The sequence below is a fragment of the Planctomycetota bacterium genome (assembly GCA_016872555.1).
Taxonomy (GTDB): Bacteria; Planctomycetota; Planctomycetia; order Pirellulales; family UBA1268; genus F1-20-MAGs016.
Map to the genome: position 1 here is coordinate 25,771 of VGZO01000032.1, position 24,990 is coordinate 50,760.

Here is a 24,990-nt window from a genome sequence, read left to right on the forward strand (position 1 = left end):
GGGGTCAGGCCATCGGCAGCCTGGCCGCGGCGGCCGAACGCAATTCACGCGGGAGTGGGAAATAGACCTGTTCCTCGCGGATCGTGCGCTCTTCGACGGTGGCGCCGAAGCGGTCGCGGAGCCAGGCGACGCATTCCTGCACGACGTTCTCCGGGGCGCTGGCGCCGGCGGTGACGACGACGGTCTCGTTGCCGGAGAACCACGCCGGGTCGATCTCGTGGGGCCCGTCGATGAGATGGGCGCGGCGCCCGACATCGAGGGCCAGTTCGGCCAACCGCTGGCTGTTGGAGCTGTTGTGGCTGCCGACGACGAGGACGATGTCGGCACCCTCGGCGAGGATCCTGACCGCCTCCTGGCGGTTTTGCGTGGCGTAGCAGATGTCGTCCTTCGGCGGACCGGCGATCGCCGGAAAGCGCTGCTTGAGGCGGCCGATGATCCGGGAAGCGTCGTCCACGGAGAGCGTCGTCTGCGTCAGGTAGGCGAGCCGGTCGGCAGCGGTGAACGGCAAACGGTCGACGTCGGCCTCGGTCTCGACCAAGGTGATCGATGCCAGAGCGTGACCCATCGTGCCGATCACCTCGTCGTGCCCCTCGTGGCCGATGAGCACGATGTGGTACCCGGCCGACGCATAACGGACCGCCTCGAGGTGGACCTTCGTCACCAGCGGGCAGGTGGCGTCGATCGCGGTCAGCCGCCGCGCCTCCGCCAAGCGCCTCACCGCGGGCGCCACGCCATGCGCCGAGAACAGCAACACCGCCCCCTCCGGAACCTCCTCGACCGCGTCGACGAACACGACGCCCTCGCGGGTGAACCGTTCCACGACGTGCTTGTTGTGGACGATCTCGTGAAACACGTAGACCGGCTTGCCGTAGCAGCGGAGTGCGGTTTCCAGGGTTTCGATCGCCATGTTGACCCCGGCGCAAAAGCCGCGGGGGCCGGCGAGAAGGATCGTGAGCATGCGGCGTTGTCCCGTTCGGATCGCATCGAAAAACGGTCCGGCGTATCCTAGCAGGCTGCCGCTGATCGCCATGCCACGGTCGTGCCGCACGACGCCCGGGGCCGGCCGAAAGGTTTCCCGGCGACTCGCCGGCGGTCACCATCCGTGCCAGTTACGAGGTCGGCCGATCCGCCCGCTCCCCCCGACCCGCCGACCGACGCCCGTGAACCCCGAGCGTTTCCATCCCGAGTTCACCCCCCGGCCCGGCCGCGACTCGGCCGCCTGGGATCTCGCGCCGCTGCCGAGGAGCCTCGATCGAGCTGCGGCCGAGGCGTACTGCCGGCAGGTCGCCGGCCGCCACTACGAGAACTTCAGCGTCGTCACGGCGCTGGTCCCGCGCCGCCTGCGGCAGGACTTCGCCACCGTCTACACGTTCTGCCGCTGGAGCGACGATCTCGCCGACGAGGCCCCCGACCCATCCGCCGGCCTCGAGGCCCTCGCGCGGTGGCGCGAAGGGCTCGACGACTGCTTCGCCGGTCGCCCCGGGCATCCGGTATTCGTGGCGCTGGCGGCGACCGCGCGACGCGGAGGCCTCGACGCCCGACCGTTTCACGATCTCCTCGACGCCTTCGCCGAGGACCTCGCGTTCGACCGCGACGGCGTCGTCGTCCGCTATCCCGACCGTCGCGCGTTGGTGGGCTACTGCCGCCGGTCGGCCGATCCGGTGGGGCGGATCGTCCTCGGTCTCGACGGCTGCCACGGCGAGGCGGAAGCACGCCACTCCGATGCGATCTGCACCGGATTGCAGCTGGTCAACTTCTGGCAGGACCTGCGCCGCGACCGCCTCGCCGGCAGGGTCTACGTGCCCGAGGAGGACCTCCGCGACCATGGTGTCACGGCCGACGACCTCGCCGCACCGCGGGCCTCGCGGGAGGTCCGCGCGCTGGTCGCGTCGCTCGTCGCCTGGGTGCACGAGTGCTTCGCCGCCGGCGCGGCGCTCGAAGCCACCGCGCCGCCCGCCCTGCGCCCGGCGATCGGCTTGTTCCGTGCCGGCGGGAAGGCGCTGGTGACCGCGATCGAACGTGCCGGGCACGACACGCTTGCGGCGCGGCCGACGGTGTCGTCGCCGACCAAAGCCTGGCTCCTGGCGCGGGCACTGCTTACGGCGGCGTGGTGGCGGGGCCGCCCGGTCGTCACGGAGCGGGGAGCGTGACCGTGGACACCCTCGCCGCCGACCATCGCCACTGCGCCGAGGTGTTGTCGCGTTCCGGTTCGAGCTTCACGCTGCCGATCCGGCTCCTGCCGGCCGCCAAGCGGCGCGGCACGACGGCGCTGTACGCCTTCTGCCGACGGGCCGATGACATCGTCGACGACGCCGCCGACCGGCACGCCGCCGGGGTGGCGCTCGACGCCTTCGGCGCCGACGTCGACGAGGCGCTGGCCGGCCGGGTGTCGTCCGATCCGATGCTCCGCGCCCTGGCCGACACGGTGCGCCGCTTCTCGATCCCCCGCCGTCACCTCGCGGAGATCCTCGCCGGCGTCCGCATGGACCTCGATCACGCCGGCTACGAGACCTTCGACGAGTTGCGCACCTACTGCGCCCGGGTGGCGGGGGCCGTCGGGCTGGCGGCGATCCACGTCTGGGGCTTCCACTCGCCCCGTGCCCTCGAGGTGGCCCACGATTGCGGCCTCGCCTTCCAGCTCACCAACATCCTCCGCGACATCCCCGAGGACCGGGCCCGTGGCCGCCTCTACCTTCCGGCGAGCGACCTGGCCGCAGCCGGGTGCGCGGTGGAGGAGTTGACCGCCGCTGCTCCCTCGTCGGGGCTGGTGCGGCTGGCGGAGCTCGAGTGCCGCCGCGCCCGCGACTTGTTCCTCCGCGCTGCCGAGCTCGACGGCCTGCTGTCGGCCGACGGGCGCCGGGTGTTCAGGGCGATGTTCGGGGTCTACGGCTGCCTGTTCCGCGCGGTCGAACGCGCCGGCGCGGCGATCTTCCGCCAGCGTGTCCGGACCGGCAAAGCACGGGTGATGGCGGCGGCGCTGCTCACCGTGGGGATCGGTCCCCGGGCGATTCTGGCCCGTTCAATGCCACTGCAGGAGCGACACCGTCATGGGTGAGCGGCGCGTCGTCGTCGTCGGCGGCGGCCTCGCCGGACTGGCGGCGGCCGACGCCCTGGCCGGCGTCGGCGTGCCGGTGACGCTCGTCGAGGCCCGCCGCGGTGTCGGCGGCCGTGCCGCCTCGTTCGAAGATCCGGCCGGGGGCGGCGTCGTGGACGCCTGTCAGCACGTCGCCATGGGCTGCTGCACGCACTTCCGCGATCTTTGCCGGCGGGCCGGGATCCTCGACGCGGTGCGCACCGACCGGACGCTGTGGTTCATCGGCCCCGACGGCCGAAGATCGGCGTGCACGCCGGCGCGCTGGCTGCCGGCGCCGCTCCACCTCGCGCCGCTGCTGGCCGGGATGCAGCACTTCAGCCTCGCCGAGCGCGCGAGCTTGGCAGTGGGGATGCTCCGGTTGGCGCGGCCGCTGGCGAACCCCGAGGGAATCACCGCCGCCCGCTGGTTGGCCGCGATCGGCCAGCGGGAACGGGTGGTCCGGCTGTTCTGGCAGCCGGTCATCGAAAGCGCTCTGGGGGAATCGCTCGACCTCGTCGGGCTCGGGCCGGCGCGCAAGGTGATCGTCGATGGCTTCCTCGCCCATCGCGAGGCGGTCGAGCTGCTCGTGCCCCGGCGGCCTCTCGGCGAGTTGTTCGGCGCGCGGTTGGCGGACTGGCTGGTGACGCGCGGCGTGGTGCTCCGCACCGGGGCGCCGGCGACGGCCGTTCACCGCGACGGGGCCGGGGCGGCCTGCGCCGTGGCGACCCCGGCCGGTGATCATCCCGCCACGGCGGTCGTCGCGGCGGTCCCGTGGCGCGCCGCGGCGCGGCTCGTGCCCGATGCCGTGCCCGCGGTCGCCGAGCACTTCGCCGGGTCGCCGATCACGGCGGTGCACCTGTGGTTCGACCGCGAGGTGATCGACCTCCCCCATGCGGTGCTCGTCGGGCGGACGAGCCAGTGGGTGTTCCGCCCTGACACGGGTGCCGAGGCGGAAGCACCGGGGTATTGCCAGGTGGTGATCAGCGCGTCCCGAGGGCTGCTCGGTGGTGATCGGCAGCTGCTCGTCGACACCGTCGTCGACGAGCTCGCCGCGGTCTTTCCAGACGTCGCCGGCGCCACGGTCCGTCACGCGCGGGTGGTCACCGACCCGACGGCGGTACTCTCGGTCCGACCCGGTGTCGACGCCGTCCGGCCGCGGGCCGCGACGGGGATCCCGGGGCTGTTCCTCGCCGGCGATTGGACCGCTACCGGGTGGCCGTCGACGATGGAGGGGGCGATCCGCAGCGGACGGACGGCCGCGGTCGCCGTGGCCCGCCATCTGGGTGCCCCCCTGCCTCCCCCCGTGCCCGAGCTGCCGCGCGCCTGGTTGACCCGGATGATCGCCGGCCGCGGCTGAGCGGGCCCCACGCCACGGTCAGGGGTCGGACACCAAGCCACACAGTGCCACGAGCGCCGAGCCGAGACGGCGCGAATCGACCACCGCGTGCTCCCACAGCCGCCAGAGATCGACCACCGCTCCGGGTCGGCGGCCGATTCCACCGACGGCGGCGCCGAGGCGACGCCACGGCGACTGCGGCCGCACCAGTGCCACGACCTCGGGGGGGAGATGCTCGTCGGCGCCGTCCGAGACGACCCGGATCCCGGCGCAGGGGATGCCGTGGGTGGCACCAGCGCTGGCGACCGCGTGGCTTTCCATGTCGACCAGGGCCGCTCCGGTTGACTCCCGGAGAGTACGCTTGGCGGCAGGGTCGGCGACCGGCCGGTCGACCGTCAGGATCGTCCCACGGGCCTCCGCCAGGAACGGCAGCGACGCCAACTCCCGGGGCGGCTCGCCGGCGCGAAGAACGCGGTCGATCACGACCAGCACGCCGCGTTCGAATGCCGGGTCAAGCGCGCCGGCGAAGCCGGCAGTGACCAACAGACGCGGCCGATGCCCGGCGACGAGAAGCGCCGTGCCGGCGGCTGCCGCCGCGACGCCGACCCCGGCCACGGTCCAGGCCACGCGGCACCCGCCGATCGTGCCGGTGTGGATGGCGATGCCAGACGCCGTACGCAGCGCCTCGTGATCGTGGGCGTGGGGCGTCAAGCCGTCCGCCTCGATGTCGAGCGCGAACACGATCCCCATCGCGACCGCCGGCCGCGGTGTCTCTCCCTGCCCCGGTCGCCTGACGGATGGAATCACGGCGTGCCGGCCGCGGCGACCTCCATCCGGTCGGTCAGATCATGGTGCCCGGACTGCCGTGCCGCCTTCACGATCGGCAGTGACACCACCACCGAGGTGCCGATACCCGGTCGGCTCGACATCGTGATCGAGCCGCCGTACCGATTCACGATCGAGCGGCAGATCGCCAGACCGAGGCCCCCGCCGCGTCGGACGTCGCTCCGGTCGCGTGCCGGGTCGACCTGGTAGAAGCGATCGAAAATGAACGGCAGATGCCGGGCGTCGACGCCGATCCCGTTGTCGGTGATCGCGAGCCCGCAGGTCAGACCACTCGATCCGACACGCAACACCACGCGGACCGCCCCGCCCGGTGCGGTGAAGCGAATCGCGTTGTCGACGAGGTTGGCGACCACCTGGCGGATGTCACCGGGTTCGACGCGGACGGCGCACGGGCCGGCGACATCGGCGACCAGTTCGATGCTCCGGTCCTCGGCGACGACGGCGAACATCCCGACGGTCGCCTGCACGACCGGTACGATGTCGATCGCGGCTGGTGACGGCGTCGGCGAGGCGGAGGTCGCCTCGGTGAGCAGCAGGAGGTTGTTGGCGAGTTTGGAGAGATGCCGTGACTCCGTCAGCACGTCCTCGATCGTCCGTCGGTACTCGTTCTCCGTCCGCTCCTTGGTGGCGGCGACCTCGAGCGTGCTCTGGATCGCGGTCAGTGGTCCCCGAATCTCGTGGGCCGCGTCGGCGACGAATTGCTCCTGGCGGTCGACATGGTGGGCGACGTCGTCGAGGAGGCGATTGATCTTCGCCGCCAGTCTGTCGAGCTCGTCTCCCGAGCCCTGCAAGTGAAGCCGATCGCCGAGCGTCGTCGGCGAGAGCGAGTCGGCCACCTCGAGGATGTGGGCGAGCGGACGCGTGGCGCGCAGCGCGAGCCAGTAGCCGGCCAGCGGTGTGCACAACGCGACCACAAGGCCGATCGGGACCAGCAGTGAGGTCACCGCCGACACCCGCTCGTCGATCTTGGACCGGGGCATCCCGATCCGCACGTAGAACGGCGTCGCCGCGGGGTCCGTGATGCGGCGGCGCGCCCAGACGTACCCTCCGCCCGACACCACCGCCTCGGCGCGGCTCTCGTCGACGGGGCGTGAGACGATGTAGTCGGGGCAGGTCGGGCTCTTCCAGACCGTGTCCCGGTCACCGCGCACGAGGTGGACGAACCACCCGCGGTCGACGTGCCCCGTGGCCGTGCGCCGCAACTCGGCGACGACCTGAGCGGTATCGGGGTAGGCTTCGTTGAGCGCCAGGGCCGTCGCCCGAACCTCACCGAGGAGAACGTCACCCGCTTCGTTGAACAGCGCCACCCGCACGCCGCTCCGCGCGGCGGCGAGCACGAGCAACAGGCCGGCGAGGACTGCAGCCGTGTTGACGACGGTCAGCTGGATCCGCAGCGGCAGAGCGCGGAATCCGTCAATCGGCCGCCAGCGCATAGCCGCGCCCCCGGATCGTGCGCACGAACGATTCCCCACGGCCGCGATCGATCTTCCCGCGGAGGCGGTTGATGTGGACCTCGATGACGTTCGTCGGGCCGTCCCAATCGAATCCCCAGACGTGCTCGCACAGCATCTTCCGGGTCACGACCTGACCGTGGTACCGCATCAGCAGTTCGAGCATGCTGAACTCGGTCGGTGTGAGGTCGATCGTCCGGTCGTCGATCACGACGCGCTTGTTGGCGAGGCTGAGCTGGAGAGTCCCGACACAGAGCTCCATCGCCGGACGGTGGCTCGCCCTGCGGTGGACCGCCTCGACCCGGGCGAGCAGTTCGTCCATCGCGAACGGTTTGACGAGGTAGTCGTCGGCACCGGCCTCGAATCCCGCGAGTTTGTCGGGGACCGTTCCCAGTGCGGTGAGCACGATCACCGGCGTCCGCACGCCGCCGGCGCGGGCCTCGCGGAGCAGGTCGAGGCCCTGGCGTTTGGGGAGCATGATGTCGAGCACGACGACGTCGCTGCCCAAGAGCGCCGCGCTCTGCGTGGCCCGCTCGCCGTCCTCGAAACAGGTGCAGGAGTGCCCGGCTTCCTCGGCGGCGGTGCGGATCGCGCGGGCGACGACCGCGTCGTCTTCGATGATCGCGATCTGCATGCCACGCTCCCCCGCGCCCGTCGAACCGCCCCGGTGCACGCCCGTGCGGCCGGTGAACCCGTGGCGGCGACCATCGGCCGGCGCCGACGGTCGTCCGTCGCGTTCACTCCCATTCTATCGTTGCCGGTGGCTTGCTGGAAATGTCGTAGACCACGCGGTTGACGCCGCGCACCTCGTTGATGACGCGTGTCGAGATCCGGCCCAGCACTTCGTAGGGGAGATGGCTCCAATCGGCGGTCATGAAGTCTTCGGTGTCGACCGCCCGGACGGCGAGGACGTCGTCGTACGTCCGTGAGTCGCCCATCACGCCGACACTCTGCACCGGAAGGAGGACGGCGAATGCCTGCCCCACCCGGCGGGTGAGCCCCGCCCTGTCGAGCTCCTCGAGGACGATCGTGTCGGCGGCCCGGAGCGTCTCCAGTCGGCTCGTGGTGACGGGGCCGATGCAACGGACGGCCAGCCCTGGCCCGGGGAACGGATGCCGCCACACGAGCCGCTCCGGCAGGCCGAGCTCGATCCCCAGGCGCCGGACCTCGTCCTTGAACAGGTCGCGGAGCGGCTCGACGAGCTCGAACCTGAGGTCGGCGGGCAGCCCTCCGACGTTGTGGTGGAGCTTGATCGTCGCCGCAGGTCCGTCGGCGACGGCTCCGCTCTCGATCACGTCGGGGTACAGCGTTCCCTGGGCGAGGAACCGGGCGCCCTCGATCCGTGCCGCCTCGGCATTGAAACACTCGATGAACGCCCGACCGATGCGGCGCCGCTTCTCCTGCGGTTCAGTGATGCCGGCGAGCGCCGTGAGGAACGTCTCTTCGGCGTGGACGACGTGGAGATCGGTGTGGAAATGGGTGGTGAACTCGTCGATCACGGCGGCTGCCTCGTTGGCACGAAGCAGGCCGTTGTCGACGAGGATGCATGACAGCCTGTCACCGATGGCCCGCGAGAGAAGCGCCGCGACGACTGCCGAATCGACCCCCCCCGAGAGACCGCAGATCACCCGCTCGTCCCCGATCTGCTCGCGAAGCCGCGCGATCGTCGCCGTGGCGAAATCGCCGATCCGCCAGTGCCCACCACAGCCACAGATCGTGCGGACGAAGTTTCGCAGGACCGTGGCGCCGGCCGGGGTGTGGGTGACCTCGGGATGGAACTGGAGGCCGTAGACCGGCAGCCGCGCGTGCCGCACGGCGGCCAAGCCACAGGTCGGGGTCCGCGCGAGGGGCACGAAGTCGGCCGCGATCTGCTCCACCTGGTCGCCGTGGCTCATCCAGACTTCGGCGTGCGGCGGAAACCCCGCGAACAACGGATCGTCGGCGACGAGCGTGCACTCGGTGCGCCCGTACTCCCGTGCCGCGGCGCGGCTCACCCTGCCGCCGAGGACGTCACAGGCCAACTGCATCCCGTAGCAGATTCCCAGGACCGGGATTCCGAGCGCGAACACGGCCGGGTCGCAGCGCGGTGCTCCCGCTTCGTAGACGCTCGCCGGGCCACCCGAGAGGACGATCCCGCGCGGCGCCAATTCTCGGAGCCGCGCGGCGGTGATGTCGTGGCGGACGATCTCGCAGTACACCTCCTGTTCGCGGATCCGACGGGCGATCAGCTGGGCGTACTGGGAACCGAAATCGAGGACCAGCACCCGTTCGGCGCGGGCCGCGTGGGGAGCGGCGGACGCCGGCGGGGGAGCGGGGCGGGGCATGGGTGGAGCGGCCCGGGACCGAGAGGGAAAACCTCGGAGTGTAGCCGATCCGAACGCCGCGGCGCCATCGCCCCGCTCCCCGAGCGGAGCCGGGGGCGGCTATAGTGATCGCTCGCGCCCCACCCCCGCTGATCCGCGGTCGCCGACCGCGCGCGACGATGCTCATCCTTCTCACCAACGACGACGGGATCTTCGCCCCCGGGTTGGCGGCGCTCGAACGGGCGCTGCCCCGCCTCGGGGATGTCCGCGTCGCGGCGCCATCGACCGAGCAGAGTGGCGTCGGGCACGCGATCACCTTCCTCACGCCGCTGACGGCCAAGGAGGTGTTCGACGGGAGCCGCAGCCGGGGCTGGGCGGTGGACGGAAGTCCGGCGGACGCCGTGAAACTCGCGATCGGACAGTTCCTCCCCCGGCGGCCCGATCTCGTCGTCAGCGGCATCAACGGCGGGCTCAACGCCGGCATCAACGTCCTCTATTCGGGGACCGTGGCGGCCGCCATCGAAGGGGCGTTTTTCGGCGTCACCAGCATCGCCGTGTCGCTGGAATATGACGAGCAAGCCGATTTCGACCGGGCCGCCGAGATTGCGATCGACGTGATCCGCGCACTGCTCGCCCGGAAGCCGGCGGCGGGGAGCCTGTTCAACCTCAACATCCCGACGCGGGCACTGACCGGCACGCCGGCGCTGCGGGTGGTGCCGATGGGGACGTCGCGCTACGGCGAAGCCTTCGAGCGCCGTCTCGATCCCCGTGGGCGCCCCTACTACTGGGCGACCAACGACCCGCCCCCCCCGCCGTCGCCGGGGGAGTCGGACGTCACCGCGCTGGCAGCCGGCATGGTGACGCTCACACCCCTCGACTACGACCTCACCCACCGCGCTTCGATCGGCCCTTTGGCCTCCGGCGCGTGGCCGATCGACCCGCCGACGGCGTCACGCCCCGGGGCGTGATGTGGCCTTCAGTCCCGCCGCGTCCGGCGGAGCTTTCGGCTTGGACTCGGGCGGGTTGGTGTCGGTCTTGGACTCCGGCTTTCCTCCGGGCTTGGCCCCTGCCGGGGAGGCCGGTTTGGGCTCCGGTCGCCCCTCCTGTTTCAGATCGCGCTTCGCGTCCGGCTTGCCACCCGGGGGACCGGAGGGAGCTGCCGGAGCGCTTCCCTTCGGAGGCTGGACCGGCTTGGGTTTCTCGCGGCTCTCCTCCAACACCCGATCGATCGCTCCCTTCGCCTCGCGGTCGCCGGATGCGCCGCCGGCAGCCTTCGGCTTGGCGCGTTGGGCGGAGAGATTCTTCGCCAGCAACACCCCGGCGATCGCGAGCCCGACTCCGACCAGCAGCCAGAAGAGCAACGGGAGACCGGCGACCGTCCTCTCCGCCAACGGGACGACCGGCTCGGCACGCGCCGCCGAGTCCCTCCCCGGGCTCGACGAGCCACTGCCCGCCGCCGGACCCGCGCTCTCGCGGGCTCCCGACCCCTTGCCGCCGGCGGCTCGCGACGACGCAGCCGATCCCGACGGCCCGCCCGACTTGCGTGGCGTCGTGACGTCGATCTGCGGCAGGCCGCTCGAGTCGACGCCTCCATGACCGGCGGACGACAAAGACAGCCCCGAGAGGAGGATCTGCGATTCGTCGCCGGCCTGCGTCGCGGCACCGCGGTCGGGCCCGTGCGCCGTCGCCGACGCCGGTACCGTGTCACGACCGCCGGGGCGGACGGCGCTCCCCTGGTCGACGTCCCGGTCTTCGCGGGGACCGCTTTCGGAAGGGGTGCGGACGGTGGCCGCGGCGGCCGGCCGCCGGGGGGCGGCGGGGCTCTCGACCGAGCGGACCGGATCACCGCCGCGCCGCGGCGCCGCGCGCCGGGGCGGTTCGGACCGTGCCCGGGGCACGCTGCCCCCCGACAGCCAGTTTCCCAGGGCGTCGGCCACTTCCTGTGCCGTCTGCTGCCGGGCCTCGGGATGTTTCTCCATCATCCGGAAGTACAGCTCGACGATCGCGGTCGGGACGTCGGGCCGTTGGTCGAGGAGATTGGGTGCGGGCTGGTTCATGTGGGCCCGGATCCGTTCCGCGAGCGACCCGGCCGCGAACGGCGCCTTGCCGACGAGCAGGTAGTAGAGCGTGCACCCCAGGGCGTAGATGTCGCTGCGCCGATCGGCGAGATGACTGTCGCGCGCCTGTTCGGGTGCGAGGTAGTCGGCCGTGCCGAGGACCTTCTCGTCGTGTTCCCTCGTCAACGACGAGCGATCTTCGTCGCGGGCCAACGCCAGTCCGAGGTCGAGGATCTTGAGCGTGCCCCGTTTGTCGAGCATCAGGTTGGCAGGTTTGACGTCGCGATGGATCAGCCCTTCCTCGTGGGCGTATTGCAGCCCGAGGGCGGCCTGGCGGACGAGATCGACCGCCTCGCGGACCTCGAGCGGTCCCTCGCGCTTGACCTTGGCGTAGAGATCGACCCCTTCGATGTACTCCATGACGATGAAATGGGTCGAACCGTAGCTGTCGAGATCGAAGGCCCGGCAGATGTTGGGATGGTTGAGCCGCGCCGAGGCCTGCGCCTCACGCTCGAACCGGGCCAGGTACGAGCTCTGGTCGACGCGGTCGCTGGGCAGCACCTTGATCGCCACCTTGTGGTGGAGCGTCGAGTGCTCGGCGAGGTAGACATTGCTCATCCCGCCGGCGCCGAGGTGGCGGAGCAGCCGGTACTTGCCGAGGATGAACCCCTTGTGCTTGCCGCGGCGGAGTTGCTCCAGCTGCCAGGATGTGAGCAGCCCCCCCTCGACAAGCGCCGTCACGAGGGCGTCGGGGATCGGCCCCGACGAGCCGCGCCACGGCTCGAGAAACCGCTGGAGCCGCTGCTCCTCCACCAGACCGCTGGCCCGCACGAGGCGGAGGAGGTGGTCGATCGTCTGCGGCGGCTCGGGCATGCGGCGGATCCGGCGCTCTGCTCCCCACCGCGGGCGGCACACCGCCCCGGCGCTTCCGTGGTACGGTGGAGAGGGACTGCGATGAGCATTGTGCTGTATTCACGACGTGGCTGCCACTTGTGCCGGGAGGCGGCCGACCTGCTGGACGCGCTCGCCGTCCCCTTCACGACCGTCGACATCGACGGCCACGGCGACTTGGTGGCCGCCTTCTGCACGCGGGTGCCGGTGATCGAGGTCGACGGCCGGATCGTCGCCGAAGGCCGGATCGATCCCGGCCTGGTGGCACGGTCGTTGGCACCGTCGTCGCGGTGACCGGCTCGGCCCCCTGCTGCCGGTGGGCCGGGCCCACGATACTGCCGGTGGGCCCCGCCCACGATACTTCAGAGCGACAGGGCGACGCCGCGGCGCATCAGGTCGTCGGCGAGCCGGTGTGCCGACTCGAACGGTTCGGCGTCCCAGCCGGCCGCCCTCGCGGCGGCGACGTTGGCCGGCATGTCGTCGGTGAAGAAGATCCCCTCCGGCTCGACGCCGGCCTGGATGGCGGCGGTCGCGTAAATCCCCGGCCGCGGCTTCATGCCCCCCACCTCGTGGCTGAGGACGAGACAGGCGAACGGTCCTGGCAACACGGCCCAGCGGCAGCCGAGCAGGTGGTGCCAGTGGGGCGCGCAGGTGTTGGAGAGGATGCCGATCGGGCACTGGGCGCGCTGGAGGGCGGCGATCACCGGCACCATCGCCGCATTGAGCGAGAACATGTCGCTGGCGGCGTGGGCCAGCGCCGCGGGGTCGGGGTCCGTGCCCGTCCGCCGCGCGAACTCGGCGACGTAGCCCGGCCAGTCGAGCGCGCCGCTCTCCAGCCGCTCCTGGAGGCCGTCGGCGACCGCTTCTTCGACGGTGGCCACCGTCGTTCCCGCGACCGCGGCCATCTGCCGGTGGGCGCGATCCCTGTCGAACAGGGCGATCACGTTGCCGAGGTCGAGGAACACGAACTGCGGACGGCGGAGATGGGGCATGGCGAGTGGCGTGGGTGAGGGTGCTTTCCGGCGGTGGGGCCAGAGACTATTCTGCTGCCGCCGCGGCTGGAAAGGCCGGGCGTCTTCCCTCCCCGGGGCCCGGCATGAGCATCCTCAATCGCTACAGCTCTCGGATCACGCAGCCCCGCTCCCAGGGGGCGTCGCAGGCGATGCTCTTGGGCACCGGCCTGACGCCCGCCGATCTGGCGAAGCCGCAGATCGGAGTCGTCAGCATGTGGTACGAGGGCAACACCTGCAACATGCACCTCGACCGTCTCGCCGCCCGGGTCCGCGACGGTGTCGTCGCCGCGGGCATGGTCGGGATGCGGTTCAACACGATCGGGGTCAGCGACGGGATCTCGATGGGCACGGAGGGGATGAGCTATTCCCTTCCCTCGCGCGACGTGATCGCCGACTCGATCGAGACGGTGATGCATGCCCAGTGGTACGACGGCTTGGTGGCGATTCCGGGCTGCGACAAGAACATGCCCGGCTGCCTGATCGCGATGGGGCGTCTCAACCGGCCGGCGCTGATGGTCTACGGCGGCACGATCCGCGCCGGCCACCTCGCCGACGGGACGCCGCTCGACATCGTGTCGGCCTTCCAGTGCTACGGCGAGTACGTTTCCGGAAGGATCGACGACGCCCGACGGTCCGACATCGTCCGCCATGCCTGTCCCGGTGCCGGGGCCTGCGGTGGCATGTACACCGCCAACACGATGGCGACGGCGATCGAGGCCCTGGGCATGGCGCTCCCCGACAGCGCCTCGATCCCCGCGGAGGATCCCGCCAAGGAGGAAGAGTGCCGGCGGGCCGGGGCCGCGATCAGGCTGCTCCTCGAGCGCGACATCAAGCCCCGCGACATCATGACGCGCCGGGCGTTCGAGAACGCGATCGTGATGACGATGGCGCTGGGGGGGTCGACCAACGCCGTGCTCCACCTGATCGCCATGGCCCGGACCGTCGGCATCGATCTGACACCGGCCGATTTCCAGGCGGTTGCCAGACGCGTGCCGTATCTCGCCGACCTCAAGCCGAGCGGGCGCTACGTCCAGGAGGATCTCCACGCCGTCGGCGGGACCAGCGGCTGCATGCGGTACCTGCTCGACAAGGGGTTCCTCGACGGTGATTGCCTGACCGTCACCGGGCGGACCCTCGGCGAGAACCTCGCCGGCAGTGCCGGGCTGGCGGCCGGGCAGCGAATCATCCGGCCGGTCGAAGACCCGATCAAGCCGACGGGCCACATCACGATCCTCCACGGCAACCTCGCCCCCGGTAGCGCGGTGGCGAAGATCACCGGCAAGGAAGGGGCCCGGTTCCGCGGCCCGGCCCGCGTCTTCGACCGCGAGGAGTCGATGCTCGCGGCACTGGAGCGCGGCGCGATCGCGCGGGGAGACGTCGTCGTGATCCGCTACGAGGGGCCCAAGGGGGGGCCCGGGATGCCCGAGATGCTGACGCCGACGTCGGCCCTGGTCGGCGCCGGACTCGGCGCCGACGTGGCGCTGATCACCGACGGCCGATTCTCGGGGGGATCCCACGGCTTCATCGTCGGCCACGTCGTGCCCGAAGCGCAGGATGGCGGACCGATCGCGCTGCTCCGTGACGGCGACGTCGTCGTCATCGATGCCGAGACGGCGACCCTCGATGCCGAGGTCGACGCCGCGGAGTTCGCCCGCCGCCGCGCCGCGTGGACCGTGCCCCCTCCCACCGCCACCACGGGGATCCTCGGAAAGTACGTGCGCTGCGTCGCTCCGGCCTCGGCGGGCTGCGTCACCGATGCCGGCTGAGAGGCCTGCGGTCGGGTGAGCCGGAGGCGCTCAGCGCGGCACCGGCAGCGTCTCGATCGGCACCGGCGGTCCGGGGGCGATCGTCGCGCCCGGCGGCAGCTGCTCGGGAGCGATCGGCGCGCCGAACACGGGCGGCGGCAGTGGAGCCGCCGTAGCAGGTGCCGGGCCCGGCAGCGGCCCCGGCCCGAGCGTCACGCCCGGCGGCGGGACGACGGCGGGACCGGCCGACACCGGCACGCCGAGCCGGCCGACGACGCGCGCGAGCAAGCGCTGCTCGAGGAGCGGATCACGGCCGATCGGGATCCAGCCGATCGCGGCGGTCGGATTGGCGACGGGGCGCGGCTGGTCGCCGACCTGCTGGCCGAGGGTCGGAAGCGGCGTCCCGTAGCGGTACAGCGACGAATCGTTGCGGAAGCTGGCACCACCGGCCGTCGCGCGCATCGGCCGCGGCAGGTTCTCGAGCTCCTTGAGGACGACCACCTCGAGCCGCCAGCCTGCCGGATCGGGGATCATCCGCACCGTGGCCGCGCGGCGGATCGACTGCAGCGTGCTCTCGAGGCGCTCGCGAAACCCGATCGAGTCACCCCGCCATGGCTCGAGAAGCGTGGCACCGGTCTGGGGGTAGGTGTCGATCCGTCCCTCGGTCGGGATCCCGTCGGTGAACACCGCGCGCTGCTCGGCCTGGACCTTGAAATAGTCGTCGACGATGTCGACGAGGTTTCCCCACACCAGCTCGGCGTCGAGCGGGGGGATGACCACGGAGTTGCCGGGCTGGGCCGGGAGACCGATCGGCGGTAGCGGGCCGGAGGCGACGGGGCCCGTGGGGGCGATCACGGTACCCGGGGGAAGCGGGGCGCGCGGGTCGAACGGCACCCCCGGCGGAGGAAGCGGCTCGCCGTCGAGGCCGCGCGGCAGGGCCACCGAGAGGGCGAGAAGCACCGCGATCGTCGCCGTCCGTGGCATCCACCCCTCCGTTCGCGACCGGATCGGGTCCGGGGGGCGGAAGGGTCGCGGAAAGGGGTCGGTGGCTCAAGGCCAGTTGGCCCGGAGCCCCCTCACTCCGCGGCCAGTCGGGCCGCGAGCTCCTCGAAACGGCGGGCGAAGCGGCCGTGGGAGGCGTGGACGTGCTCCGCTTGGAACACGAACCGCAGCGTCTCGTCGGCGGGCACCCGACGGTCGCGGAGCACCTGCTCGAACGCCGTCGTGTCCGGGGCGTAGACGACGAGAAGCTTGTGGGCGTCGAACTGAACCTCGAGGGGGTGCTCGGGGTGCATCACGGCGATGCCGGTGCACCCGTCGTCGAGGAGGACGTCGTCGTACTCCCAGAGCACGCTTTCGAGCACCGTCCGCTCGATCCCGTGGCGGACGAGGTCGACGTGGCCGCTCCGCGGCCGGTCGTGCGACGTCTCGAGGATGACGTCGCACTCGCCACCGATCGGCTCGAGAAGGTCGAGGAACGTGTCGAACAGCGCTTCGCTCGAGACCGACGCCACGAGGGCCTGCAACTGCCCGCCACGGGGATCGACGTAGCGGTCGTGACGGTAGCCGGCGCGCGGCACGACCTCCAGCGGCCAGCCGGGCCGGATCGCGTCGGTGAGGGTGAACCGACCGTAACGGCGACGGGCGAGGTGCGCCTCGAGCGCCGCCGACCCGGTGTCGGGGGCAAGGCCGGCAGGAAGGAGGGGCGACGGCAGGGGCATGATCGGCTCCGGACGAGCGGGGCGGGCGGCGGTCGAGGACCGCCCGTGCATAACCCTAGGACACGCTCCGCGGCCATGCGCCGCGGATTCACCCGACCCCGCCGCCGCTCGTTGCCCCGCGCGGTGGCCGTGCCGCATAATCCGCGGTTTTCCCACCGGGAGGTTCGCCGTCATGGAAGGCAAAATCGTCGCCACCGGGATCACCTTCGACGACGTCCTCCTCGTTCCCCGCCATTCGGCGGTCGTGCCCGCCGAGGTGGACGTCTCCACCCACCTCACCCGTGGCATCCGCCTCACGATCCCGATCGTGAGCTCGCCGATGGACACGGTGACCGAGAGCGAGATGGCGATCGCCCTCGCCCAGGAAGGCGGCCTCGGGGTGATCCACAAGAACCTCTCCGTCGAGCGGCAGGCGGAGGAGGTCGACAAGGTCAAGCGCAGTGCCAACGGGATCATCGTCGATCCCGTCACCCTCCCCCCCGAGGCGACCGTCGACCGGGCCCGGGAGGTGATGGATCAGCACAACATTTCCGGCGTGCCGATCACCGTCGCGGGGCGGAAGCTCGTCGGGATCATCACGCGCCGCGACCTGCGCTTCCTCGAGCGGGGCGACACGCCGATCGCCGACATCATGACCCGGACCGGGCTGGTGACCGCGACCGGGGCGGTGTCGCTCGACGAGGCCGAGAAGATCCTGATGGCCAACAAGGTGGAAAAGCTGCTCCTCGTCGACGGCGGAGGGCTGCTCACCGGGCTGATCACGATCAAGGACATCGACATGATGAAGCGGTTCCCCAACGCCTGCAAGGACCGGCAGGGCCGGCTGCGGGTCGGGGCCGCGGTCGGCGTGTTCGACTTCGAGCGCGTCGAGAGCCTGATTTCCAAGGGGGTCGACATGGTCGTCGTCGACAGCGCCCATGGCCATTCGACCAACGTCATCGAGACCGTCGCGGCGATCAAGAGACGCTGGGCAATCGAGGTCGTCGCCGGAAACGTGGCAACCCGGGAAGGCTGTCGCGACCTGATCCAGGCCGGCGCCGATGGGGTCAAAGTCGGGATCGGTCCCGGGTCGATCTGTACCACGCGGATCATCTCCGGCGTCGGCGTTCCCCAGATCACGGCGGTCTGGGAAGCGGCGCAGGAGGGGGCCGCCGCCGGGGTTCCGGTGATCGCCGACGGAGGGATCCGCTACTCGGGAGACATCACCAAGGCGATCGCGGCCGGAGCCCACTGCTGCATGATCGGCGGGCTCTTGGCCGGTACCGCGGAAAGCCCGGGGCAGACCGTCCTCTTCCAGGGGCGGACCTTCAAGGCCTACCGCGGGATGGGGTCGCTCGGAGCGATGGTCCAGGGATCGAGCGAGCGCTACCGTCAGCGAGCCACCGGCCGCGGCCGCGACAAACTGGTGCCGGAGGGCGTCGAGGGACGCGTCCCCTTCAAGGGGCCGCTCAGCTCGTTCGTCTATCAGCTCGTGGGCGGGCTGCGAGCCGGCATGGGGTATTGCGGCACGCGGAACATCGAAGAACTCCGGCGCGACGGGCGCTTCATCCAGGTCTCGGCGGCCGCCGTCCGCGAAAGCCATCCCCATGACATCGCGATCACGCAGGAAGCCCCGAATTACTCGGTGGAGCACAAGCAGGGGGACTGACGTCAGGGCGCTGGTCGTGGCCCTGGCAGCGGGCCTGCCCTCCCTGGCCGCCGCGGCACTGTTCGATTCCCCCGAGCCGGCGACCACGGCCCGGACGTCGGCCGACCGGGTGGCCCCGCGGGCCGACGGCACCGACACCCCGCGCGGGAGCGCGGCAGGCGCGACGGACGGCCGACGGACCGGTGCGCGGGCGGGGACCACCGAGCAGCCGCGCGACGCCAATCGCGACGCCAAGCAGGCCAAGCGCGACGCCAAGAAGGATCCCTGTGCCGAGGCCGACAAGGCCTGCGCCGAGGCCCTCGCCCTCGCCCACGACGACGACCTGGCGTCGATCGACCTCGACATCCGCGTGCGCGGGAAGGCGGGCAACGATTATCCGTGCGAGTGCCGGCTGGAGGGGCAATCGTTCGAGCCGCGTCGCTTCGCTTCGACGACGATGACCTGGAAGGCGACCGGCGTCTGCCACAAGCCGCTGTACTTCGAGGATTGGAACCTCGAACGCTACGGCCACAGCTACGGCTGCCTTGCCGATCCGTTCGTGTCAGCCGCCCACTTCTTCGTCACCCTCCCCGTCCTGCCCTACAAGGCGGGGGTCGAACTGCCGTGGGAATGCGTCTATCCGCTCGGCTACTACCGGCCGGGGAGCTGCGCCCCGTGGACCTGCCCGGCGCCGCCGATCAGCCCGCGCGGATTCGCCGTCCAGGCGGCGACGGTCACGGGGCTGGTGTTCCTGCTCCCCTGACCGGGCGTGGAACCGGACCCGGGGCCGTCTCAAGAGGGCTTGCGGACGGTGGCGATGTAGGCGTAGCGGCGGGCGACAGACTCGAACGTCACCTCGGCCCGGCCGACGCGCCCGAGGGCCGTCAGGGCCTCGTGAACCTCGGGCCGGTAATGGACGTGGAACAGCGCCAGCCAGCGCTTGAGGCCGGCGGCAAACAGCCGCGGCAACTCCTTCTGGTCCCAGAAGTCGACGATCAGCATCAGCCCGCCTGGACGGAGCGCGGCGAGCGCGGCCTCGATCGCCCCGGGCCAGGTCGGCACCATCGACAGGCAGTAGGAGAAGAACACGGTGTCGAACGGCTCGCGACGCCCGAAGGTGCGTGCCGGATCGAGTTCCTCGGCGAGACCCTGCCGGAGGACGATCTCCCGGCCGGGGCCCTGTGCGAGTCCGGCGCGGGCGATGCTGGCCGCTGCGGTCTCGAGCATTTCCTGCGAGGCATCGAGGCCGTACAGCCGCCCCGGTTCCCGGCGCCCCGCCAGACGGATCAGGTTGCGGGCGGTGCCGCAGCCGACTTCGAGCGTGGCAGTGTCCGGGCCGGTCGGCACCCGCGCGAGCAATTGGTCACGGCCGAGCAGGTAATAGCGCCGCGTGGCGTCGTAGACGTGCCGCGTCATGCGGTACATCCGGTCCATCGCCGCGGCCTGGTCGGCGCGGTGCGGGGCATCCCCTCCGCCGATCGCAACGCCGCTCATGAAACTCCCGTCGGTGCGGGCACCTTCTCGTAGAGGTGGAACATCCCGTAGATCGCCGAGCGATCCTGCCCGTGAAGGCGGCGCGAGCGTTCGGGACGATAGGCGAAGTGGGCGGCCGTGGCGGGCTCGAGGGCAGTCTCGACCGGGGACTTCTCCCCCGCGGTGCGGAAGATCACCCGTGTCTGGTCGCTGCCGACACGGGCGATTTCCCCCCACAGCTCGTCGATCACGCGCGGCGGCATCCAGTCTTGGCTGTCGAGAAGGATGAACCCGTTGAGGCTGCCCGGGGGCGCGGTGCCGAGGTAGTCGGTGAGCGAGGCGACGTGGGTCTCGACGCGGTCGACGGTCTCGCGGAGCGTCTCGAAGTTCTCCGCCTTGAGGTAGTCGGGGACGGCGCGGCGGTTCTCGTGGTCGTAGCGGCGCCCGAAGGCCTGCCAGGCGAAGTAGTTGTCGTCGAGGGGAAAGCCGCAGGCGAGGCGCTTGACGCGCTCGCGGTAGGTGTCGAACAGCCGGGCGCCGTTGTTGCCGCTCTCCTCGAGCATCGCCGCGTGCTGGCTGGGCGGAATGCCGAGGCTGTAGACCGCGACCGGCTGGCGACCGAGCCAGCGGATGATGCTGTTGCGGAACAGCGGATCGAAGACCTCGTCGAAGATCCGCTCCTGGTCGGACTGGGTGCGGGCCGTGAGCAGCCGCGACGGATCGCGGCGGATCGTCCGCGCCAGTCCGTGGACGACACGGAAGAACTGCCCGAGCTTCGCCTGGTTGTACAGGCCCCGGTGGAAGTAGGTGATCCGCTTCGGGCCGATCTTCCTCCCCGGCCAGTCGCTCGTCTCCCAGAAGGAGCGCGTCAGCGGATCGAGATGGGGGCGGAGGTAGCGTTCGTAGTTGGCGACGTTGTCGTCGTGCCGGCCGTGGCCGAAGAAGTTGTAGAACGACTCGTGGTCGGGGAGGTGGCGGACCGCGGCGAGCTTGAGCCGCAGCAGCGCCATGTGATTGGCGTTGAGATCGACGGCGACGATCTTCGCCGGGCGGTGGACGAGGTAGTTGAGGACGTTGCAGCCGCCGCTGGAGATCGTCAGGAGGCGCGAGTGGGGGCCGAGGCCGAGCGCCTCGGCGTCGACCCGCGGATCCTCCCAGATCTGGTTGTAGACGAATCCCCGAAACCAAAGCGTGAACATCCGCTCGAGCATCCCGCGCTTGCTGGCCAGGCGGTGATGGTGTACGGCCTTGCGGAGCCGGGCCTGGTTGCCCGGGAGCGTCGAAGGGAGCGGAGCTTGCGTCGTCGTCGAGGCCATGGGTGCGATTCCGGCGGAAGGGGTGGGGATCGCGGCCACGTGTGACGCTTTGGGTGGCGGTTTCGGTCCCGCGGCCAGTGTACCGGGGGGATCGAATTGGAGCCGTTGGCTCTTCCCCGCCGTGTGGGGATTGCCAAGCCGTGACCGTGCCGGTCAGGCAGGCTGTCGGGGTGACGGCGGCGCACGCGACGGAAAACCACGGCAACGGCGCCGATCGGGGCCGGCCCCCGATCCACCGGCCTGCGCCCGGTTCGGCGCCGCGGGAGTGGCGTCGCAGTCGCCGGGTGTCAGCGGTTGGGCAGTGCCGGCACCACCGGCGGGGGCGCGGTCTGGTCGATCGTCGCGGTCAGCGTCCGGGTGGCAGCCGACAATTCGCGGCCGAGGGCCACGATGGCCTGCTCCGCGTCGGCCAGCTCGCGGCCAGCCGCCTCGGTCCGGGCCTCGAACGAGTCCGCGGCCCGTGACGCCGCCTCCACGTCGGCCCGCCACTCGGTCTGGTCGGCCTCGAGATCGGCCAACTCCTGCCGGCGGATGCCCAACTCCATCTCGGCATTGGTCCGCGCCTTGGCGAGCTGTTCGCTCATCGAGCGGATCGACGCGATGTCGTCGCGGAGGATCTGGCGGGTGACGATCAAGCCACGGGCGGCCACGGGCAGCGCGACTCCGGCGGCATCGTAGGTGCCGGCGCCACGCAGCGCCGTGTAGCCGTCGGCGAGCGGCCGCCGGTACACCACCGTGCCGATCGTGGCGACTCCCTGGGAGGCGAGCGTGCGGGCGGTTTCCAGGTCGAACTCCGCCGTCGCTCCCACCGGGAACGTGAATGGCGCGCCCTGCGGCCGTGGGAAGGTGTGCTCCTGCGTGAACGTGACCGTCGCCCAGTACAGGCCCGGTGGGATGATCCATTCCGCCGTCACGTCGACGCCGGCGGTGCGCAGGGCGCCGAGCTGGTCGATGGGAAACGCCGAAACGGTCTCCCCCTTCCGGAATTGCGATGCCGAGCCGTCGGGCCAGACGTGTCGATGGTCGGCGTTGAAGGTCACCCGCGCCCAGCGCACGCCACGCGGCGGATCGGAAGCGGTGGCGGGGTCCGGAACCTCGACCGGTGCGGTCGCAGCCTCCGCTTCGGGAGCGGTGGCGTCGGTGGCGAGCGCGTCGGCCGGCGGGGTGGCGGGGCTCGGCTCGTCTCCGGCTGCACCGAGCGGCTTGTCGTGGAGGCGCACCTGCTCGAGGCGTTCCTCGAGGTGCCGGAGCAGTGCCTCGGGGTCGATGCGGCGCTGCGCCGGCATCACGCCGGTCCCGGGGTCGGTCGGGAGTGGATCGGCTGCCGGCGCGGTTCCGGCGTCACCCCCGGCTCCGTCCGCGGCGGGCTCGGCGCCGGCACCGGGGGGAAGCAACGTCCGCGTGAAGGCGAGCGCCCGATCGACCGGAAGGGTCTCGAAGACGTCGACGGCGTCGCGCGGCTCGGCCCACAGCTTGGCGTCGGCGGCGTCGGGCACGGCCAGCGGCGAGATCGTGAGCTGGTTGCGGTCGACCGAGTCGACGCGGAACGCACCGAGGTAGCGCCCCCCTTCCTCGACCGGGCGGCGGTCGAAGAGGTAGATTTCGGCACCGGGATTGAGCGTGGTGCTCTCGAGGCCCTCGATCGACAGCGTCGCCGGCCGCCCCTGCGCCGGCGGCGTGAAGGCCGCGTTGTCCCAGTGGCGGCCGCGCCACGTGTTGATCCGGTCACGGACACGCAGCCAACGCAACCGCTCCGCCGCGAGCGACTCGACCGACTTCAGCGCCGGGTCGGGGCGGAGCACTCCCCCGGGGCCGGCCACCAGGGCGTCGCGCTCGCGGGCGATCTTCGTCTCGTAGCCGGTGATGATGCTCCGCCAGTTGCGCTCGCGTTGGGCGAGCATGGCGATGAGGAAGATCGCCCCGAGGGCCGAGAGCAGGACCAGCCAGCCGGCGGCCACCGTTCCCCAGTTCCAGCCCTTGTGGCCGATGCCCAGGGCGATGGCGCCGAGGAGGAAGACCACGCCGACGATGGCCAGCAGGATCAGCGTCATGCGTCACCCTCCGGGGAATCGGAACGAAAACGCCGTCGGTCCGGTCGGTCCGAAGCGGCGCGAGTATAGCCCCCTCCCCCACCCGCGCGGCGAGCCCGATTTCCCCCGCCGGCGCGTCGTCCGGCGGCGACACGCCGGGCGACGCGTCGTCGGCGTGCGACAGGCTTCGGGCTGCCGACGGCGGCCGGTTTTTCCCGATTCACCCGGTGAATCAGGGCATTTCTCGGCGGTTGCCGCACCGCCCGCGCCGGCTGGCACCGCGGTTGCTCCCCCGGAACCGGGGCGACATCTCCGTCGCCACCGGTCCTCGCCGTGGAGCCTGCCATGAGTCACGCTGGTCGCCCCCCCGTCGCCCGAGCCCCGGTCGTCGCCCGCCGCGCCGCGCGGCCAACCCCCCGGCGGGCAGCGGTGATCGACGACCCCGTCCGGGTCTACTTGCTGCAGATGGGGGGCATCCCGCTGTTGTCACGCGAGACCGAGGTGACCAACGCCCGGCGGATCGAGTCGTGGCGGCGGCAGTTCCGCGCGACGCTCTTGGGCAACGACATGGTGCTCACCGGAGCCCTTCGCCTCCTCGAGCGTGTCCACGCCGGGACGGTGCGGCTCGACCGGACGATCGAGGTCTCGGTCACCGACACCACCGAGAAGCGCCGCCTCCTCCGCCGCCTCGGCCCCAACCTCGACACGCTCCACCGGATCGAGGCGGAGAAGGACCGGCTGTTCCGCGTCGCGTTCTCGCGCCGTGCCCCGGCCGCCGCGCGGCAGGCCGCCTGGCGCCGGTTGGTGCGGCTCCGCGCCAAGGCGGTGCGGCTCGTCGAGGAGATGCACCTCCGTATCCAGAAGCTCTACCCGCTGCTCCGCGAGCTGCGGCAGGTGGGGAGCCGGATCGCCGGCCTCGAGGCGACGCCGGCCGCGGTCCGCGAGCGCCGCCGGCTGCTGCTCCTCGCCCGTGAAAGCCGCCACACCCTCGCCCGCCGGCTGGCCCGGCTCGACACGCTGCAGCACGAGTACGACGCCGCCAAGCGCGATCTCGCCGCCGGCAATCTCCGGCTCGTGGTCGCGATCGCCAAGCGCTACCGGAATCGCGGGCTGTCGTTCCTCGACCTCATCCAGGAGGGGAATTCGGGGCTGATGCGCGCCGTCGACAAGTTCGAGCACGCACGCGGATTCAAGTTCTCGACCTACGCCACGTGGTGGATCCGCCAGGCGATCACCCGGGCGATCGCCGACCAGAGCCGCACGATCCGCGTGCCGGTGCACATGATCGACACGATGTCGCGCCTCCGCGCGGTGGCCCGGTCTTTCCGGCAGCAGCACGGGCGCGAGGCGACGGTCGCGGAGCTCGCCGAGGCGGGTGGGATGTCGGTCGAGGAGGCGACCTGCATCTGGCGGATGTCGCGGCAGCCGGTGTCGCTCGACCAGCCGCTGTCGGACGACGACGAAGCCGGCCACGCCGACTTCCTCAAGGACCCGCGCGAGGAGGACCCGCTCCGCAACGCCAACCACCAGGCGCTGCGGCACTCGATCGCCGAGGCGCTGTCCGGGCTCACGTACCGCGAGCGCGAGATCCTCCGGCTGCGCTTCGGTCTCGCCGACGGCTATTCATACACGCTCGAGGAAGTGGGCACGATCTTCAGCGTGACGCGCGAGCGCGTCAGGCAGATCGAGGCGAAGGCGGTCGAAAAGCTGCGGCAGCCGGGGATGCAGGGGGCGCTGGCGGGGTTCGTCAGCGATGCCGCCCTCGAACGCCTTGCCCGGCTCCCCGATCAACTCACCGACACTGGCCGTCCGCCGCGCCCCGCAGTCGCGGCGACGATCGGCCGATGCGAGACGGTCGAGGTCCGCGTGGACGGCGACGAGGATACCGCCGAGCACGGCGCGCTCGTCGCCGCCGCCGGGGGCTGAGCCTGACGCCCCCGCCGCGGCCCCGGGCCGCGCGGCGGGGCGTCGGGCGCCGGCCCGGCGCCGATCAGGCACCGCTGACCTCGTCGAGCACCTGCTGGAGCCGGGACTTCTGCTGGACGCCCATCATCTGCTGCACGAGCTGGCCTCCCCGGAAGACCATCAGGGTGGGGATGCTCGACACG

The 24,990-nt window shown here is 71.5% G+C and carries 21 protein-coding genes; 9 read left to right on the forward strand and 12 right to left on the reverse strand.

The features are described 5' to 3' along the window. Positions 1–4: 4 nt before the first annotated feature. Entirely contained in the window at positions 5–958 is a 954-nt protein-coding gene (ispH, locus tag FJ309_11530; protein MBM3955226.1) for a 4-hydroxy-3-methylbut-2-enyl diphosphate reductase, read from the reverse strand. Between ispH and hpnC the strand changes: the two genes are divergently transcribed. Genes hpnC through FJ309_11545 form a run of 3 tightly spaced genes read left to right on the forward strand, consistent with a single transcriptional unit; the run spans position 906 to position 4,430 of the window. Next, complete coding sequence (hpnC, locus tag FJ309_11535) at positions 906–2,150, forward strand: squalene synthase HpnC (GenBank protein MBM3955227.1); 1,245 nt, start codon at positions 906–908, stop codon at positions 2,148–2,150. The two genes, ispH and hpnC, sit on opposite strands and share 53 nt — an antisense overlap. Further along, entirely contained in the window at positions 1,913–3,055 is a 1,143-nt protein-coding gene (locus tag FJ309_11540; GenBank protein MBM3955228.1) for a squalene/phytoene synthase family protein, read from the forward strand. The genes hpnC and FJ309_11540 overlap by 238 nt, the downstream gene beginning before the upstream one ends. Beyond that, on the forward strand, positions 3,048–4,430 hold the full coding sequence (locus FJ309_11545) for a hypothetical protein (GenBank protein MBM3955229.1): 1,383 nt from the start codon (positions 3,048–3,050) through the stop codon (positions 4,428–4,430). Before FJ309_11540 ends, FJ309_11545 begins: the two co-directional genes overlap by 8 nt. An 18-nt stretch (positions 4,431–4,448) precedes the next feature. Here FJ309_11545 and FJ309_11550 read toward each other — a convergent pair whose 3' ends face one another. From FJ309_11550 to guaA, 4 genes are all read right to left on the reverse strand, one after another. Then, positions 4,449–5,159 (reverse strand): hypothetical protein, encoded by a 711-nt coding sequence (locus FJ309_11550; GenBank protein ID MBM3955230.1) that lies wholly within the window; start codon positions 5,157–5,159, stop codon positions 4,449–4,451. A 53-nt stretch (positions 5,160–5,212) separates the two neighbouring features. After that, positions 5,213–6,688, reverse strand: a complete 1,476-nt coding sequence (locus FJ309_11555) for a HAMP domain-containing histidine kinase (protein MBM3955231.1) — start codon at positions 6,686–6,688, stop codon at positions 5,213–5,215. Further along, a complete protein-coding gene (locus tag FJ309_11560; GenBank protein ID MBM3955232.1) occupies positions 6,669–7,340 on the reverse strand; it encodes a response regulator transcription factor in 672 nt (223 codons plus the stop codon). The genes FJ309_11555 and FJ309_11560 overlap by 20 nt, the downstream gene beginning before the upstream one ends. Before the next feature lie 103 nt (positions 7,341–7,443). Continuing rightward, positions 7,444–9,030, reverse strand: a complete 1,587-nt coding sequence (gene guaA, locus FJ309_11565) for a glutamine-hydrolyzing GMP synthase (GenBank protein MBM3955233.1) — start codon at positions 9,028–9,030, stop codon at positions 7,444–7,446. 158 nt (positions 9,031–9,188) lie between these two features. Here guaA and surE point away from each other — a divergent pair, with 158 nt between their 5' ends. Continuing rightward, positions 9,189–9,977, forward strand: coding sequence for a 5'/3'-nucleotidase SurE (surE, locus tag FJ309_11570; protein MBM3955234.1), 789 nt, complete (start codon positions 9,189–9,191; stop codon positions 9,975–9,977). On the opposite strand, the gene FJ309_11575 is transcribed toward surE, so the two are convergent. After that, positions 9,960–11,939: a serine/threonine protein kinase gene (locus FJ309_11575; GenBank protein MBM3955235.1), complete on the reverse strand. Its 1,980-nt coding sequence runs from the start codon at positions 11,937–11,939 to the stop codon at positions 9,960–9,962. The two genes, surE and FJ309_11575, sit on opposite strands and share 18 nt — an antisense overlap. 81 nt (positions 11,940–12,020) lie before the next feature. Between FJ309_11575 and FJ309_11580 the strand changes: the two genes are divergently transcribed. Next, positions 12,021–12,251: a glutaredoxin family protein gene (locus FJ309_11580; GenBank protein ID MBM3955236.1), complete on the forward strand. Its 231-nt coding sequence runs from the start codon at positions 12,021–12,023 to the stop codon at positions 12,249–12,251. A 68-nt stretch (positions 12,252–12,319) separates the two neighbouring features. Here FJ309_11580 and FJ309_11585 read toward each other — a convergent pair whose 3' ends face one another. Beyond that, positions 12,320–12,949 (reverse strand): HAD-IA family hydrolase, encoded by a 630-nt coding sequence (locus FJ309_11585; protein MBM3955237.1) that lies wholly within the window; start codon positions 12,947–12,949, stop codon positions 12,320–12,322. Between the two features lie 104 nt (positions 12,950–13,053). On the opposite strand from FJ309_11585, the gene ilvD reads away from it, so the two are divergent. Then, positions 13,054–14,736, forward strand: a complete 1,683-nt coding sequence (gene ilvD / locus FJ309_11590) for a dihydroxy-acid dehydratase (GenBank protein ID MBM3955238.1) — start codon at positions 13,054–13,056, stop codon at positions 14,734–14,736. A gap of 30 nt (positions 14,737–14,766) precedes the next feature. Here ilvD and FJ309_11595 read toward each other — a convergent pair whose 3' ends face one another. Both FJ309_11595 and FJ309_11600 read right to left on the reverse strand, forming a co-directional pair. Then, positions 14,767–15,699, reverse strand: a complete 933-nt coding sequence (locus tag FJ309_11595; GenBank protein MBM3955239.1) for a hypothetical protein — start codon at positions 15,697–15,699, stop codon at positions 14,767–14,769. 92 nt (positions 15,700–15,791) lie between these two features. Continuing rightward, the gene (locus FJ309_11600) at positions 15,792–16,436 is read right to left on the reverse strand and encodes a hypothetical protein (protein ID MBM3955240.1); all 645 of its coding nucleotides are present in this window, start codon (positions 16,434–16,436) and stop codon (positions 15,792–15,794) included. Positions 16,437–16,608: 172 nt separating this feature from the next. On the opposite strand from FJ309_11600, the gene guaB reads away from it, so the two are divergent. Further along, positions 16,609–18,084, forward strand: a complete 1,476-nt coding sequence (guaB, locus tag FJ309_11605; protein ID MBM3955241.1) for an IMP dehydrogenase — start codon at positions 16,609–16,611, stop codon at positions 18,082–18,084. A gap of 16 nt (positions 18,085–18,100) precedes the next feature. Beyond that, positions 18,101–18,826, forward strand: coding sequence for a hypothetical protein (locus FJ309_11610; protein MBM3955242.1), 726 nt, complete (start codon positions 18,101–18,103; stop codon positions 18,824–18,826). Positions 18,827–18,855: 29 nt separating this feature from the next. Here FJ309_11610 and FJ309_11615 read toward each other — a convergent pair whose 3' ends face one another. The 3 genes from FJ309_11615 to FJ309_11625 form a co-directional block, all read right to left on the reverse strand. Further along, a complete protein-coding gene (locus FJ309_11615; protein ID MBM3955243.1) occupies positions 18,856–19,557 on the reverse strand; it encodes a class I SAM-dependent methyltransferase in 702 nt (233 codons plus the stop codon). Continuing rightward, complete coding sequence (locus FJ309_11620) at positions 19,554–20,852, reverse strand: DUF3419 family protein (GenBank protein MBM3955244.1); 1,299 nt, start codon at positions 20,850–20,852, stop codon at positions 19,554–19,556. Before FJ309_11620 ends, FJ309_11615 begins: the two co-directional genes overlap by 4 nt. Before the next feature lie 287 nt (positions 20,853–21,139). Then, positions 21,140–22,903: a hypothetical protein gene (locus FJ309_11625; GenBank protein MBM3955245.1), complete on the reverse strand. Its 1,764-nt coding sequence runs from the start codon at positions 22,901–22,903 to the stop codon at positions 21,140–21,142. A gap of 324 nt (positions 22,904–23,227) precedes the next feature. Between FJ309_11625 and FJ309_11630 the strand changes: the two genes are divergently transcribed. Continuing rightward, positions 23,228–24,808 carry a sigma-70 family RNA polymerase sigma factor gene (locus FJ309_11630; protein MBM3955246.1) on the forward strand — a complete coding sequence of 527 codons (1,581 nt, stop codon included), beginning with the start codon at positions 23,228–23,230 and terminating at the stop codon, positions 24,806–24,808. Positions 24,809–24,990: the final 182 nt, after the last annotated feature.

Bases quoted from the DNA above. Each gene is read 5' to 3' on its own strand.
- FJ309_11600 (MBM3955240.1), bottom strand. From the start codon at position 16,436: ATGCCCCTGCCGTCGCCCCTCCTTCCTGCCGGCCTTGCCCCCGACACC.
- hpnC (MBM3955227.1), top strand. From the start codon at position 906: ATGTTGACCCCGGCGCAAAAGCCGCGGGGGCCGGCGAGAAGGATCGTG.
- FJ309_11550 (MBM3955230.1), bottom strand. From the start codon at position 5,159: ATGGGGATCGTGTTCGCGCTCGACATCGAGGCGGACGGCTTGACGCCC.
- FJ309_11615 (MBM3955243.1), bottom strand. From the start codon at position 19,557: ATGAGCGGCGTTGCGATCGGCGGAGGGGATGCCCCGCACCGCGCCGAC.
- surE (MBM3955234.1), top strand. From the start codon at position 9,189: ATGCTCATCCTTCTCACCAACGACGACGGGATCTTCGCCCCCGGGTTG.
- ilvD (MBM3955238.1), top strand. From the start codon at position 13,054: ATGAGCATCCTCAATCGCTACAGCTCTCGGATCACGCAGCCCCGCTCC.
- FJ309_11545 (MBM3955229.1), top strand. From the start codon at position 3,048: ATGGGTGAGCGGCGCGTCGTCGTCGTCGGCGGCGGCCTCGCCGGACTG.
- guaA (MBM3955233.1), bottom strand. From the start codon at position 9,030: ATGCCCCGCCCCGCTCCCCCGCCGGCGTCCGCCGCTCCCCACGCGGCC.
- FJ309_11630 (MBM3955246.1), top strand. From the start codon at position 23,228: ATGAGTCACGCTGGTCGCCCCCCCGTCGCCCGAGCCCCGGTCGTCGCC.
- ispH (MBM3955226.1), bottom strand. From the start codon at position 958: ATGCTCACGATCCTTCTCGCCGGCCCCCGCGGCTTTTGCGCCGGGGTC.
- guaB (MBM3955241.1), top strand. From the start codon at position 16,609: ATGGAAGGCAAAATCGTCGCCACCGGGATCACCTTCGACGACGTCCTC.
- FJ309_11560 (MBM3955232.1), bottom strand. From the start codon at position 7,340: ATGCAGATCGCGATCATCGAAGACGACGCGGTCGTCGCCCGCGCGATC.
- FJ309_11625 (MBM3955245.1), bottom strand. From the start codon at position 22,903: ATGACGCTGATCCTGCTGGCCATCGTCGGCGTGGTCTTCCTCCTCGGC.
- FJ309_11585 (MBM3955237.1), bottom strand. From the start codon at position 12,949: ATGCCCCATCTCCGCCGTCCGCAGTTCGTGTTCCTCGACCTCGGCAAC.
- FJ309_11580 (MBM3955236.1), top strand. From the start codon at position 12,021: ATGAGCATTGTGCTGTATTCACGACGTGGCTGCCACTTGTGCCGGGAG.
- FJ309_11595 (MBM3955239.1), bottom strand. From the start codon at position 15,699: ATGCCACGGACGGCGACGATCGCGGTGCTTCTCGCCCTCTCGGTGGCC.
- FJ309_11620 (MBM3955244.1), bottom strand. From the start codon at position 20,852: ATGGCCTCGACGACGACGCAAGCTCCGCTCCCTTCGACGCTCCCGGGC.
- FJ309_11555 (MBM3955231.1), bottom strand. From the start codon at position 6,688: ATGCGCTGGCGGCCGATTGACGGATTCCGCGCTCTGCCGCTGCGGATC.
- FJ309_11575 (MBM3955235.1), bottom strand. From the start codon at position 11,939: ATGCCCGAGCCGCCGCAGACGATCGACCACCTCCTCCGCCTCGTGCGG.